At 37.3% G+C, this 14,802-nt stretch carries 12 protein-coding genes; 6 read left to right on the top strand and 6 right to left on the bottom strand.

Annotated elements, in window-relative coordinates:
- Positions 1–17: 17 nt before the first annotated feature.
- Complete coding sequence (gene rbr / locus ACI4WO_RS03350) at positions 18–671, top strand: rubrerythrin (RefSeq protein ID WP_439806142.1); 654 nt, start codon at positions 18–20, stop codon at positions 669–671.
- A 340-nt stretch (positions 672–1,011) separates the two neighbouring features.
- Here the strand turns inward: rbr and ACI4WO_RS03345 are convergent, their stop codons facing one another.
- Positions 1,012–1,347, bottom strand: coding sequence for a response regulator transcription factor (locus ACI4WO_RS03345; RefSeq protein WP_439806141.1), 336 nt, complete (start codon positions 1,345–1,347; stop codon positions 1,012–1,014).
- A gap of 107 nt (positions 1,348–1,454) precedes the next feature.
- A complete protein-coding gene (locus tag ACI4WO_RS03340; RefSeq protein ID WP_439806140.1) occupies positions 1,455–3,239 on the bottom strand; it encodes a methyl-accepting chemotaxis protein in 1,785 nt (594 codons plus the stop codon).
- 362 nt (positions 3,240–3,601) lie between these two features.
- Between ACI4WO_RS03340 and putP the strand changes: the two genes are divergently transcribed.
- Both putP and ACI4WO_RS03330 read left to right on the top strand, forming a co-directional pair.
- Entirely contained in the window at positions 3,602–5,137 is a 1,536-nt protein-coding gene (gene putP / locus ACI4WO_RS03335) for a sodium/proline symporter PutP (RefSeq protein ID WP_439806139.1), read from the top strand.
- Positions 5,138–5,341: 204 nt separating this feature from the next.
- Entirely contained in the window at positions 5,342–7,213 is a 1,872-nt protein-coding gene (locus tag ACI4WO_RS03330) for a methyl-accepting chemotaxis protein (protein WP_439806138.1), read from the top strand.
- A gap of 168 nt (positions 7,214–7,381) precedes the next feature.
- On the opposite strand, the gene ACI4WO_RS03325 is transcribed toward ACI4WO_RS03330, so the two are convergent.
- A complete protein-coding gene (locus ACI4WO_RS03325) occupies positions 7,382–9,250 on the bottom strand; it encodes a glycosyl hydrolase family 28-related protein (protein WP_439806137.1) in 1,869 nt (622 codons plus the stop codon).
- Between the two features lie 160 nt (positions 9,251–9,410).
- Between ACI4WO_RS03325 and ACI4WO_RS03320 the strand changes: the two genes are divergently transcribed.
- On the top strand, positions 9,411–10,034 hold the full coding sequence (locus ACI4WO_RS03320; RefSeq protein ID WP_439806136.1) for a superoxide dismutase: 624 nt from the start codon (positions 9,411–9,413) through the stop codon (positions 10,032–10,034).
- Here the strand turns inward: ACI4WO_RS03320 and ACI4WO_RS03315 are convergent.
- On the bottom strand, positions 10,031–10,528 hold the full coding sequence (locus ACI4WO_RS03315) for a VanZ family protein (protein WP_439806135.1): 498 nt from the start codon (positions 10,526–10,528) through the stop codon (positions 10,031–10,033). The two genes, ACI4WO_RS03320 and ACI4WO_RS03315, sit on opposite strands and share 4 nt — an antisense overlap.
- A gap of 167 nt (positions 10,529–10,695) precedes the next feature.
- On the opposite strand from ACI4WO_RS03315, the gene ACI4WO_RS03310 reads away from it, so the two are divergent.
- Positions 10,696–11,703: a D-alanyl-D-alanine carboxypeptidase family protein gene (locus ACI4WO_RS03310; protein ID WP_439806134.1), complete on the top strand. Its 1,008-nt coding sequence runs from the start codon at positions 10,696–10,698 to the stop codon at positions 11,701–11,703.
- Here ACI4WO_RS03310 and ACI4WO_RS03305 read toward each other — a convergent pair.
- Both ACI4WO_RS03305 and ACI4WO_RS03300 read right to left on the bottom strand, forming a co-directional pair.
- Entirely contained in the window at positions 11,700–13,724 is a 2,025-nt protein-coding gene (locus ACI4WO_RS03305; protein WP_439806133.1) for a beta-propeller domain-containing protein, read from the bottom strand. The genes ACI4WO_RS03310 and ACI4WO_RS03305 overlap by 4 nt on opposite strands.
- Before the next feature lie 13 nt (positions 13,725–13,737).
- The gene (locus ACI4WO_RS03300; RefSeq protein WP_439806132.1) at positions 13,738–14,250 is read right to left on the bottom strand and encodes an RNA polymerase sigma factor; all 513 of its coding nucleotides are present in this window, start codon (positions 14,248–14,250) and stop codon (positions 13,738–13,740) included.
- A gap of 228 nt (positions 14,251–14,478) precedes the next feature.
- Between ACI4WO_RS03300 and ACI4WO_RS03295 the strand changes: the two genes are divergently transcribed.
- Positions 14,479–14,802, top strand: a 324-nt coding sequence (locus ACI4WO_RS03295; RefSeq protein ID WP_439806131.1) for a DUF1015 family protein, incomplete at its 3' end; no start/stop codon positions are given.

Genomic DNA, 14,802 nt, shown 5'->3' with positions numbered 1-14,802 from the left:
AGAAAGAGGTAAAAGTTATGAAAAAATGGGTTTGTTCCGTATGCGGTTATGTACATGAGGGTGATATGCCTCCAGAGAAATGTCCTGTCTGCAAGCAGTCTGCTGAAAAGTTCAATCTTGTAGAAGAAGAAAAGAAAAATCCTTATATCGGTACACAGACCGAAAAGAATCTGGAAGCTGCCTTTGCTGGTGAATCTCAGGCTCGCAATAAATACACCTACTTTGCGTCTGTGGCCAAGAAGGAAGGCTACGAGCAGATGGCTGCTCTGTTCCTTAAGACTGCAGACAACGAGAAGGAACACGCCAAAATGTGGTTCAAGGAACTGAATGGTCTGGGTGATACTGCTGCCAATCTGCTGTCTGCTGCTGAGGGCGAGAACTACGAATGGACGGATATGTACGAAGGCTTTGCAAAGACAGCCGAAGCGGAAGGCTTTACTGATCTGGCTGCCAAGTTCCGTATGGTTGCTGCTATTGAAAAGCACCACGAGGAGCGCTACCGTGCATTACTTCACAATCTGGAAACCGCACAGGTGTTTGAAAAGAGTGAAGTTAAGGTTTGGGAGTGCCGCAACTGTGGTCATATCATAGTGGGCACCAAGGCTCCTGATGTTTGTCCTGTTTGTGCTCACCCACAGGCTTACTTTGAAATAAACGCTGAGAACTACTAATTATGGCAGTTAGTTAAATGATGACAAAAAGATTGTCGCAACAATTCGGGAAGTTCTGAAACAAAAAGACGGTTACTGTCCTTGTCGAGTGGAAAATAATGAAGACAATAAATGTATGTGTAAAGAGTTTCATGTGCAAATAGCTGATCCTGAATTTGAAGGTTATTGTCACTGTATGCTCTATTACAAACGACTGTCCATGAAAAAATATTTTCAAAAAAAAATTTTTCACCTTATAGTATAACAAATGAAGTGTTGCACAAACACCCCTGTATCTGAGGGAAAAGCCAAAAAAATCCGGTAAGCACATTTTGCTTCCGGATTTTTATCATCTATGTTTTTATTTCATTCCTGCATTGGTTATTTCACCCCAGCTATACTGTGCCATGTATTCTCCATGATAGAGGTTGATGGCATAGATTTTACCGTCCAGCCAGTCATAGTAGTCGCAGTCCACTTTTTCCTTTACGATTCCCATTTTCGCATAACCGCTGTAAATGATATTGATGCCGGGGTTTAGGAGCTTTAACTCTTTTGCAAGCTCCACACCGCTCATGTTACGCATCTGGATATCCAGCAGTGCAACCTCACAGGACGTAGTTTGGCAGAACTCCAGTGCTTCCTTTGGCTTGCGGAAACTATATGGCTGCGGATGGGTCTGCCTTTTTTGCGGCAGAAACAAGTCCCTCAAGTGCTATTTTTTCGTCGTCAAGCGCCAGTATGTTCATGCCTAATCCTCCTTTGAAATGCAAATTGTTGATTTAGCGCCATTACCCGGCTCGCTTAATATTTATCCGGAAGATCTGCTATCTCTGACTGCATATGACTGTCTGCTGTATCTTCATATACAACATCTGAAATTGTATTGTCATAACCATCTATGTCCTCGCCTAGCTTAAATTGTACCATAAGTTCCTTAAGTTTCTGTGCCTGTGCTGAAAGCTCTTCTGAAGCAGCTGCACTCTGTTCTGCAGTAGCTGAATTTGACTGTACAACTCCTGAAATCTGCTCAATGCCGATAGTAGTCTGGCTGATAGCATTAGCCTGATCCTCTGAATTGTTTGTAATTTCGTTAATACCGTCAGCAACCCCCTGAGTTTTCTGCTTAACAACATTCATTGCTTCTGTAGTTGCATCTGCACATTTCGCACCGTTTTCAATTGTTTCAATAGCCTTCTGAATAAGTACAGTTGTATCACTTGCAGCCTCTGCCGACTTACCTGCAAGACTTCTTACTTCGTCAGCAACAACAGAGAAACCTTTACCTGCATTACCGGCACGAGCCGCTTCAACTGCCGCATTAAGTGCAAGAATATTTGTCTGGAATGCGATATCGTCAATGGTCTTTACAATCTTGCTGATTTCAGCTGAAATAGTACTGATTTCTTTCATTGCAGCAACCATTTTTTCTGTCTGCTCACTGCTCTGATTCATATCATCAAGCATATCTTTAGCAATTTTGTTAAGTTCTCTTGCATTCTGAGTATTTCTCATTACCTTATCATTAATCTCACTAATTGTTGCTGACATTTCCTGAATAGAACTTGCCTGCTCCGTTGTTCCCTGTGAAAGTGCCTGTGATGCACCTGCTACCTGATCGGAACCTGATGCAACCTGTTCTGCGGATTCTGTAATATTGTGCATTACAGAATTAAGATGTTTACTGATTTTATCCACTGACAAAATGATATTCTTATAATCACCCTTGTAATTTGCTTCACACTGACTTCTTACCACAAAATTACCTGCCGCCAGTTCACCAAGAACATAATCAATATCTGCGATAATATTTTTCTGAAAATCAATAAGATTATGCATTTCAGCTGCAATCTGACCAATTTCAGATGTATTTTCTTCAAGCTTTACTTCAATGTCAAGGTTACCCGCCGCAAGCTCCTTTATTGATTCTTTTATCCTTTGTATCGGCTTGATAATCTTAACCATTGTAATTTCCATAAGCATTATTGCAGCTAGCACAACAATGCCAAAGCTTATGTACACAAAAAAACGCCATACATTCTTTCTTGTACGCAATGCATCCATTTTTTTCTCTGAAACTGTTTCTGTCTTTTCAATCAACTCAGTGTATTTTTCGCCGAATTCTGTTGAAACAGCGTCATATTCCTCACCGTAAAGAACTGCTTCAGCACTGCTCTTGTCCTCCTGCTGCATAAATTCTATGACATTTTTGTCAAGATCAGTTCTTTCCTGTGACAGTGAATAAAGAACGTCGATATTTTCTGATGTTCCCACATATTCACGAATTTCATCTTTCAGTTCAACGTAAATGTTATCAAGTACTCCCTCAGAGATTCCGGCATTATACTCATCAAGATACTCACTGTTACCCGTCGCCACATAATGTCTCATAGAATCAAACATCATATCCGATGCATCATAAAACTCTTCAGTTTTACTCTGAATCTGTCCCTTTGTTGCATTTGCCATACTTATTTGAGTATTAATATTTTCCATAGCATATGTCATAATTGCCGCAATAATTATCAATACAATAACTGCAATATTTGTAATTTTTACTATAGTTGACTGATTCATTTTCCTTTTCATCACTATACCTCTTTCAGATATAAATTATTTAATCCATAATTTTATTATACTTTCGTCTGACAAAAAAGTCAACTATTTGAGAACTTATTTGCATAAAAATTGCAATTAAGATAAATAAACTATAACTTTTATTCTGATGATATATAATTGTTAAGAAAATTGCTGTTTACATTATAAAATACAAAGACCTTCAACATCTCACAAAGAAAATATGACAGATTTATGCATTATTGCTTTATTTTTTTCAAAACAGATTTATTTCTCTTGTATTTTTCGTTACAATATGGTATAATTAAATGACTTTTTGTGTCGTTTCCGGAATAGTATTATCCGGTAAAAATATATAGTTAAAGGAGTAAAAAATGACAAAAAATGATATTGCCATGCTGATAACCATAATATGCTATCTTGGAATTATGGTAACTGTTGGTATATGGAGTTCAAAACGAACAAAGGACGTCAAGGACTTTTATCTTGGGGGAAGAAAATTAGGCCCTATCGTCACAGCTATGAGTGCTGAGGCATCAGATATGAGCAGCTGGCTGCTTATGGGACTGCCGGGTGTTGCTTATTTGAGCGGTATTGCAGATGCAAGCTGGACTGCTATCGGTCTTGCAGTGGGTACATATATAAACTGGCTGTTTGTGGCGAAAAGACTTCGCAACTATTCCCACACCTGCAATAATTCAATCACTATTCCTGATTTCTTTTCTAACCGCTACAGGGATTCAAAGAATATATTAATGGGAATTGCTGCGATAATTATTCTTATTTTCTTTATTCCGTACACTGCTTCCGGATTTGCTGCCTGCGGAAAGCTTTTCTCAGCACTTTTCGGAATAAATTATCACGTCGCAATGATAATCAGTGCAGTAATTATCATCTGCTATACAAGTATCGGCGGATTTCTTGCGGCAAGTACTACTGACCTTATCCAGAGTATTGTAATGACTATTGCACTTTTGATTATTGTATGCTTCGGTGTTTACTCAGCAGGCGGATTTGCCGCTGTTGCTGACAATGCACAGTCACTTGCAGGCTACCTTTCATTTAACAAGCTGCATGACGCTGTTACAGGCGGTACTTCTGACTATGGCATAATCAAAATAATTTCAACTCTCGCATGGGGACTGGGTTACTTTGGTATGCCTCATATTCTCCTCAGATTTATGGCTATTGAAGACAGCAGTAAGGTAAAAGTTTCAAGAAGAATCGCATCAGTATGGGTTGTAATTTCACTTGCCATTGCTATCTTTATTGGTATTGTCGGAAACGCTGTTACAAGTGCAGGAAAAATTGGAGTACTTGAAGGCTCAGATTCTGAAACTATAGTTATTCAGCTTTCAAGTCTGCTCAGCAAAACCAATATCGGTGCAGCACTTATAGCCGGACTTATCATTGCCGGAATTCTGGCAAGTACCATGTCCACTTCTGACTCACAGCTTCTTGCGGCATCATCAAGCGTATCAGAAAATATTATCGGCGGAGTGTTCAGGGTAAAGCTTTCACAGAAAGCGTCTATGATTACAGCAAGAATAGTACTCGTGGTGATTGCTGTTATTTCAGTAATTATTGCGTGGGATAAAAACAGTTCTGTATTCCAGATAGTTTCCTTTGCATGGGCAGGTTTTGGTGCAACATTCGGACCAATTGTCCTTGCGGCACTGTTCTGGAAACGCTCCAACAAATACGGTGCAATTGCCGGACTTATATCAGGCGGAATAACCGTTTTTGTATGGAAATACCTTGTAAGACCTCTTGGCGGAGGCTGGGATATTTACGAACTTCTCCCGGCATTTATAGTTGCCTGCCTGTTTATCGTGATTGTTTCTCTTGTTACAAAGGCACCGGAGAAAGAAATCACAGATGAGTTTGAGGCAGTTAAATCTATGAAATAAAATTGTTCTGTTGTTATAAAATTTAGGGGATGCTCTCTCTTGCAGAGCATCCCCCTTTGTATTTGTTAAAACGCTTTGTTTATTCACCCGAATACCGTAAATTTACATGCAGTTTCTCTGAATTCGACAATTTTCACAAAAACTATTGATTTATTGGAAAAATTATGTTATAATAAAATAAAAAATATACTTTCGGAGGAATTCATGAAAAAAACAATTAATAAACGAATCTACATTGCGTGTACCGTTGCACTCATTTTTATGCTAGCAGTTTTCTTTTTGGTTCAGACAAGCCTTATGCAAAAGACTGCGGCATCAACATCTGCATCAAGAATAGCCGATGTACAGGAACACCTTGAAACCAATGACACAGAACTTGCAGAACTGACAGACCAGCTTAATTCCGACTATATCGCCAAGGCAGACGCTTTTTCTGAAATGATCGCTCTTGACCCTTCAATACTCGAAGATTCTGCCAAACTTTCGGAAATCACAAAACTTCTTGATGTTGATGAACTTCATGTAACAGATGAAAAAGGCGTTATCCAGTGGGGTACTGTTCCGGAATATTTCGGTTTCGACTTTGCTGAAAGCGACCAGGCAAAGGAGTTTATGCCTATCCTCACGGATTCATCCGTTAAAATTGCACAGGAACCTCAGCCTAACGGAGCAGAAGGCAAACTATTCCAGTATGTAAGTGTTGCAAGAAAAGACAAAACCGGTATTGTTCAGATTGGAAATGTTCCTGAACGTTTGCAGAATCAGATTGATAATAACAGTATTTCCAATGTTCTTAACGGTTTTTCTGTCGGAAACACAGGTTATGTCTTTGCAGTTTCAAAGGAAGACAATACCATTGCTGCGTTCCCTGATGAGACTCTTATCGGAAAATCTGCTGAAGAAGCCGGTATAACAAAAAAACTACTTGAATCTGTTGGAAAAACCGGAAGTTTTTATACTATAAACGGTGAAAAAGTTTTTTGCATTACCACAGAAAATGAAGACTTCATAATAGTTGCCGCTATTCCTAAAAACGAGGTTTACAACGGAAGAACATCTCTTATGTTATTCTTTGCTGGTACAGTTCTTATAATGCTCTTTATTGTTATTTTACTTATCAATTCAACCGTTCAGAAAGTTATTATCAAAGGTATCAACAATATTCTTTCTACTATGGAGGTCATATCTTCAGGTAATCTTGATGTCGAAGCAAATGTCAGAACCTGCCCTGAATATGAAACTCTCAGCAATGGTATCAACTCTATGCTTTCAAATATAAAAAAACAGATGGAAACTACTTCTGCTCTTACTCAGGAACAGCAGAATCTCTTTGAACAAATAAATATTATCTCTTCTGATATCAGTATTCAGTCAGCAGAAATGAATGAGGTTGCTTCAAGAATATCTGATGGTTCGGCTCATCAGGCAGCTACAATTGAGGAAATTTCTGCATCATTCAATTCAATTTCAGATCAGATAAAGGACAGTGCCGATGCTGCAAAAAATGCAAGCAGTATTTCAAACAATGCCGCTTACTACCTCAATTCGGGTACTGAAAAGCTGCAGGAAATGCAGAAGGCTATGCTTAAAATTGAAGAAAGTTCAAATAAGATAAGCAACATCGTTAAAACTATTGATGATATTGCGTTCCAGACAAATATCCTCGCTTTGAATGCTGCTGTTGAAGCTGCACGAGCAGGTCAGCACGGAAAAGGCTTTGCAGTAGTTGCAGATGAAGTCAGAAATCTTGCTAATAAGAGTGCGGAATCAACAAAGGGTACAGCTGCACTCATCGAAGAAACAAAACAGTCTGTTGAGTACGGAACAAGAATTGCAGACGAAACTGCTACAAGTATACGCTCTATGATCAAGGAAGTAAGCGAAAGCAACAAGCTTATAGACAGTATAGCTGTTGCCGCAGATGCACAGGCAACTGCTTTTACACAAATTACGGCCAGCATGAATGAAATTTCAAATGTTGTCCAGCAAAACGCTGAAATTTCATCAACAGCCGAATCAACTGCAGGCAGACTTGAACAGCAGGTCAAATCCCTCAAAGGACTGCTCAGCAGATAATACACCACGCCAACTGCCTTTATGGAATATTATAGGCAGCCGTTTGATAGTAATTTGTAATACTAATATAATAAAAGAATTGGAGCAGGAAAAACTATTAATTTAGTAAATCCTGCTCCATTATTTTTAGCTGAAAAATTCATTTCCAGATTTTAAATAATATTAACTTTACGTTCCAGATGAAAGCATTTTGGCAATTGCCGCCGCATCACGGACATTTATCTTTTCATCTCCGTTATAATCAGCACTGGGGGGCAAAAACTCCGCCGCACCACGTGCAAGCAGCTTTGCAATGTAAGCGGCATCGCGGACATTAAGAGTTCCGTCTCCATTAGCATCACCCTTTACACCAGTATCAGCAACAGGCTTTATCTCCTCTTCTATTATAAAGGTCTTTTTGACAAATCCCCTGTAGCTGCCCTTACCCTCTACAAGTATTGTTGCAGTACCGATATTTGTATTATTCTTATAGCTGACTTTATAATCATTGGAAGATAAAGAAGTTGTACCGTTTTTAACAGTTACCGCTGGTTTTATTGCTGAACCGGTATATATATAACTTGTTTTGGGAATTGAAACGGTCATTTCTGATATTGACGGCAAATTATTGCTTACACTTACTGTGCAGTCACTGCCGAAATAACTTTTAGCACCGCTTGTTATTCCGTTGTCCTTGCAGGAAGATGCTGTGCAGCCCGAAAAGAAATCGGCAAATTTTTCGCTGCATGAAACAATGTTGTTGTTTATACAGGTAACTGTTGCTCCCATTGCCCTGACGCCGCTGCGGCTGCATTTTTTTATGGTATTATAAGTGACGGAGACAGTTGACTTCTCAATAAACATTCCGTCCATGGAACTGCCGTCAATGGTATTACCCGTGAAAATATTGTTCTTAGATCCGTTGTTAATATATGACGCAGCTACTCCGTTTGAAGACTTTATAATATTGTCATGGAAATTCACACTGCTGTTTTCCTGAATAAGCACCGTATGTATCGTACTGGAAGTATCATATCTTGATTCGGGAACAGATGAAAGTCCGGTAAAGGTATTATTGTAAACCTCTGCCTGAGAATCCTCAGACCTGAACAGTACTGCTGCTCTCTCGGCAGTATTATTATAGACCTTTAAGGATTGGAAACTTCCTGCTCTTACGCAGGTAAACCACACGTCCTTAAATCTATTGTTGTGAATATCAATATTACAGGCATAATCAGTGTTTGTATGATGAGTACCTACACCGCTTGGAACGTTTGAAAATGTACAGCTCGTAACCTTGACATTTTTACATGGAGTACTATCCGATGCAAAGTCTATATGCAAAGCCTCAATTGCTCCAATGGCAGACTTTTGCTTTCCCGAATCTGATATATTTTTCAAAAAGTCATATTGTGAAATATCACCGGTATAGGAAACAAAGTCCTTAAAGCTTACATTAGTAATGTTTAATCCATCTATGCCGTCGCAAATTATAAAGTGATTACCATAACAATGGGTGAGAGTGGTATCGGAAACAGTGATATTTGTGCTGTTGCGGAATACCATTATTGCCTTGGACAGGGTTTTCTGACCGCTGTTTCCGTTAGCATCCCATGTACCTCCGGATATGTATATATCATGTACAAGTCCGTATTCTCCCGTTCCGTCCGCCTTGTTGTTTTCGTCAAGAGGACACAGCATTGGTCCGTCTGAACTGCTGACTATAACAGCATTTTTATCCAGAATCAGACGGGTATTTGAATAAATAAATAAGGTAGAATTTATATAATACTTTCCTTCGGGTATATATACTTCACATATGCTGCTTTGTGAATCTTCTTTAGCACAGTGCAAGGCACTGTTTATAGCAGTTGCATCATCCTGGCTGTCATCAGGTACTGCTCCGAAATCAATTACCGATACCTGTTCATCTGCAAGATCTGTACTTTCCGCGGCAAACACTTTAAAGCTTGTGTATGCGTATAAATCTGCAGATGATATTGCTGCTGCCATAACACCTGCTGTAAAAACAGCAAGTATCTTATTTTTAAGCTTCATTTTTTTCTCCAGTATCATTAAAAAATAATTTATAACATTATACCATATTTTTGAAATTACGTCAACAAAAGCGGCAGTATATTACCTGCCGTTTTTTAATGCATTTTTTCATCAGTTCATACATATATTTTTATTATGAAAAATTAAGGAGCTGATAAAATTGAATCTTCCTGAACATTTTCCTTTTACCGTAAAACCGCTGCCGTATCCGGCAAATTCTCTGTCACCATGGCTGGATGCCAGAACCATAAAAATACATCATGACGGTCATTATACTTCCTATGTAAAAAAACTCAACGATATACTTAAAAATTATCCTCAGTATCAGAATCTTCCACTTGAAGCTCTGATTCTAAAACAGGCGTTTCTGCCGTCTGACATAAGAAATGATATTAGAAAAAATGCCGGCGGAGCATATAATCATCAGCTTTATTTCAGCAGTATGATACACCCTTCCAAGGGAAAAATAAGCAGTTCCTTTGAACAGATTGTATGTGATAATTTTGGAAGTGTTAAAAATTTACTGCATAATCTTAAGGAAGCCGCTATGTCAGTGTTCGGATCAGGTTATGCATATCTTGCTTCTGACATGTCCGGAAAAATGCACATATTAGTTTTAAAAAATCAGGAAACTCCAATAGAACAACGGCTCAATCCCCTGCTTCCAATAGATGTCTGGGAACATGCTTACTATCTCCAGTATCAATATCACCGTGAGCGTTACATAGACAGCTTCTGCCGTCTTATCAACTGGAAAGAGGTCGAAAAAAATTACTACAATTAATTTCTGCGACACTTATTATAAATAAATGTACATGACGCAATTATCATAAAACAAAATATACTTCCCAGTAATGCCCCTGAGGTATCAATAACCACATCTTTCACAAGAGGGGTTCTTCCCGGAACAAAGCTTTGATGATACTCATCAAGTGACGCATAAATAAAACATATCAGTACACTGAAAAATCCTGACATCAGATATTTTCTTTTCCAGAAAGAGAAAAAAACATAAATTACCATACTCATTAAAAAATAAAGGGAAAAATGAGCAAGTTTTCTGATAAACAAATTAAGTTCAGCCGTCACTGCTGTTTTCATATTTTCATCCATTGCCGAAAAACCTGAAAATACAGTTGCGGCAATTTTTTCTGTAAATTTATGGCTTAACATATTTGTCTGACCACAGTCCTGAGAGGAAAAATAAAATATAATTCCCATGCAGAAACATATCATCAGTGCTGAAATAATCAATATTACATAATATCTGCGTTTCACTCTTTTGCACTCCATTTCTGTTTATATCACATTTAATTATTTTATCACAAGAATGAAAAAATGTAAATATCAAAAACATCTTTCGGTTATTTTTTTCACTGTGATTATTGACATATTTTTTTTAATGTAATACAATAATAAAGAAATAAAAAAATCGAGGTAAAATGATGTTTGACAACAAGGGTAAATTTGAATTTAATTTCAGAACATTTTATATTTTTTTATCTGTAATAGTATGCATATTCATTTTGTTCGGACTGTATCTTATCATAAAATCAGCTGAAGATGACTCAGTTTTGGTGGATCAGACAGAAAGCATGACTACAGATACCATAAGTATTGAAATACCTACAGAAGAAAATATTATAACTGTAGATTACCCGTCCGGACTGGATGAGGCTGTGAAATTTGACAGCACTATCGCAAGCAAATATGCAGTACTTATAGACCTGACCGACAATAAGGTAATTGCTCAGAGAGATGCGGACAAAAAAATGTATCCTGCTTCAATGACCAAAATTATGACGCTTATCGTTGCAGTTGAAAATATGAATTCATTGGATGATAAATTTACTATGACCTATGAGATTTTAAATCCTCTGATAAATGCAGACGCTTCACGTGCAGGATTTGAGGAAAATGAAACCATAACTATAAAGGACATGCTTTATGGCAGCATTCTCCCCTCCGGCGCTGACGCTACTGTGGGACTGGCAGAAGCTATATGCGGTTCAGAAGAAAATTTTGTTTCTCTTATGAATGAAAAGGCAAATGAAATGGGACTTCATAATACTCATTTTACTAATACCAGCGGTCTGCACGATGAAAATCATTACAGTACTGCTCTTGATATGGCTGTTATTTTAAATTATGCAATACAAGATGATCTATGCCGTGAAATACTCTCCACATATCAATATACTACATCAAAAACAAAAGAACACCCTGAGGGCATTCTTCTGGAAAGTACTATGTTCAGCCGCATGTATGGCGATGAGGTAGAAAATGTTAAAATTGAAGGCGGAAAAACCGGCTATACCAGTGAAGCCCAACATTGTATCGCCTCCTTTGCATCAAAGGACAACAAAGAATATATTGCGGTAGCCGCAAAGGAAGACGATAAATGGGGTTCTGTTTATGATATTTTTGATATCTATGAAAAATATCTGCCTTAATCAAATGAAGCAGTTTTAGTTACTGTAAATGATTCAATATCTGCTGATGTGATTTGTGTGCCTGAAAGCATATAAACATAATCACCTATTATAACTGCTCTGTTAAAGTCCTGCCCTGAATCATACGAATAGATTTTTCCCTTAAATACAAGCTGATTATTTTCAAATGAATAGAATATATAATAATTTTTTGCTGTTTCACTATATTCTGTTACGGGAACACCTATGATATTTATGCCGTTGTCTATGAGCAATGCTTTTCTTTCCCATACTGCCTCGGAAGAAACATAGTTATCATATCCTGAACCGTTTATTTCAGCTGTAGAAACTGCATTAAGATTCTCAGGATCACTGTTGTCAAACATTGTAAGTTTTATGCCTGTTTCAAAGCCGTTTTCATCTGCATTGACTCCAAAGCCCAGAAGCAGACTGTCTGACCATTTCTGCATATATGTGCTGTAGCCGTTTATTTTAAATTCATCTAAAATAACAGGATTTTCCGGATTACTTAAATCTATGGCAAAAAGCGGGTCAGTCTGCATATAGGTTACAACATAAGCCATATTTTCATTGAAATTAACTGATTTTATGGATTCATCATCTCCAAATCCTGACACCTGTCCGACAACTGACAAATTCATATCCATAACATAAAGACAATTTGTTTCATCTATTCCTGTGTTTGAAACCACATCACTGTCTTCAAAATAAACTTCTGACTCCTGCCAGTTTTCTATTGTTACCGCAATTCTGAAATAACCATCATATTCACTCATGGAAAACTGGTCATTTACATATCCGTCAATTGTACCGGACGCTTCCGGAGAAATTTTTCCTTCGCTTATGGCAAAACGTGTAATTTCAGTTTTATCATATCCCCATGTAACATACAAATTATCTGTTGAACAGTAAATATTATTTGAATATCCGGCAATTGATTTAATATCTGACGGAGAATACGGCGTACTGCTGTTCAGGTCAAAGCCTGATATATTTGTATACGCAGCGTATGAATACTGTCTGTCTGGAACGCATTCCGGTATTACTATACATTTTGAATCAACATATTCTTCATCATCGTTGACAGAGTATTTCGGAATGTAATATTTAATATCATCTGCGGAAAATTCAATATTGTCAAAATACTTTTCATCGTTTGATATAAGATACAGATATCCGTCTGATGTCAAACGAACATCGTTATAATACCCTTCCTGAACATAACTGCCTGCAAGGCTCATATTGTTGTCAGGCAAATAAATTGATATTTTAGTATTTCCGTTGCCGTACATCCTGCATTCGGAATCGTAATAATCAGAACAATCATCATAAATTGTTGATATAACAATAAGATAGTTGTTATATAAATACAAGTCCTCAATATATTCAGAAGATTTAAGTGAAATCTGTGAGGTATCCATAAAATCACCATTTTCAATCTGCGCAATATTAATTACATTGTCTGACGCATAATAAATTTTGCTGCCGTCTGTTTTCACTATATCTGCTTCAAGAACACCCTCCTCCTGATTATAGGTATCAGAATAATCTGTATTTTCAGTGCCTTGTGCATTCAGTGAAGAAACACCTGAATCCCCAACACCATTTTCTTCTCCCACAATCGGTGCCATATCTTCTTCGGCTTCTTCATATACTACAGCTGATTTGCTCGTTCCACCGAAAAGCCAGTCCTTAAAGCTGAAAGAAAGCTCTGAAAGGTTAAAATAGTCATAGACTTCCTGATATTCCAAAGCATAATCCACTATATTTTCCGGCTCTTTGTCAGTATCAAAATTAGCAGGGTTTTTAAGATAAAATGAACTGGCAATTCCGAATGTAAGAACAAATGCAGCGGCAACTGGAATTATTTTAAATGCCCTGTGCTTTATAATCCTTTTGCGGCGTTTTTCTCCGGCAAACTTATCAAGCATAATTTTTACATTTTCCGGTTCAAGCTCTTCAGGTACATTTTCAGACTGAAGCATTTTTTTTATTTCTTCATCATTATATTTATCTCTCATTTTGCTGCTCCTTTCATAAAGTAAGGGTAAGTCTCAGTTCTTTTTTTATTCTCGAAAGCTTTGAACGTACAGATGATGGCTTTAAGCCGTAGATTCCGGCAATTTCTTCACTTGTGTATCCTCCGAGAACTGACAGTGAAAGAATACCTCTTGATTCATCATCAAGACTTTCAAGAGCATTTTTAAGTTCACTGTATTCAAAATCAAAGTCCTCTGTTCTGAGATTATTAATACTGTCGTCATCATTATCTGAATCGTTTTTATAATATTCCTTTTGCTTCTGCTTTATTTTTGAAAACAGTATTTTCATGATCCAGCTTTTAAAGGCATCTTCATTTTTTAGTCTGCCGATTGAAGAAAATGCGTCTATTACAGTTTCGCTTACTGCATCATAGGCGTCATGAGGACTGCGAAGATTATATAAAGCCGTATGATACATTTCCTTGTAAATCACAGCATAAAGTCTCGAAAAAGCTTCCGTATCCCCTTTTCTTGCAAGTTTTACATCATTTTGAAAATCCGTCATAATTCCCTCCTTAAGAATCGATTCATAATATTAGTGCTTAAAACCGGTCAAATTGTTGCTGCAAAAAATTATTTTTGGAATATTTAACAAAAATAACTGTATTTTTATGGTGTATATAAACAAAAATCATACTAGTTTATTTGATTATTTCAAAAATCACTGCTATAGTGGTTGAAAAAAATTCAAAAAGGTGTATAATGTATTTATACTGAATTTATGGAGGTCTATATGAATAATGCATTAAAACCTGCTGATATACTTGTTCCAAAGGCATCAGTTGATATAACAAAATGGGCAGTTATCGCCTGCGACCAATACACAAGCGAACCGGAATACTGGAAAGAAACTTCCCGTATTGTGGGTGATAATTACTCAGCACTTAACATGGTTCTTCCTGAAATATATCTGGAAGATAAAGATGTATCAGACAAAATAAGCAATATACATAAAACAATGAATAATTACCTGTCTGACGATATATTTGATGAATATAAAGATTCAATGGTTTATGTTGAAAGAATCCAGAGCAATGGTATTTTAAGAGCCGGAATA

Source organism: Porcipelethomonas sp. (genome assembly GCF_051893655.1).
Classification (GTDB): domain Bacteria; phylum Bacillota; class Clostridia; order Oscillospirales; family Ruminococcaceae; genus Porcipelethomonas.
Note: the sequence above shows the minus strand (reverse complement) of the source record. Positions and strands in the feature narration are given on the sequence as shown.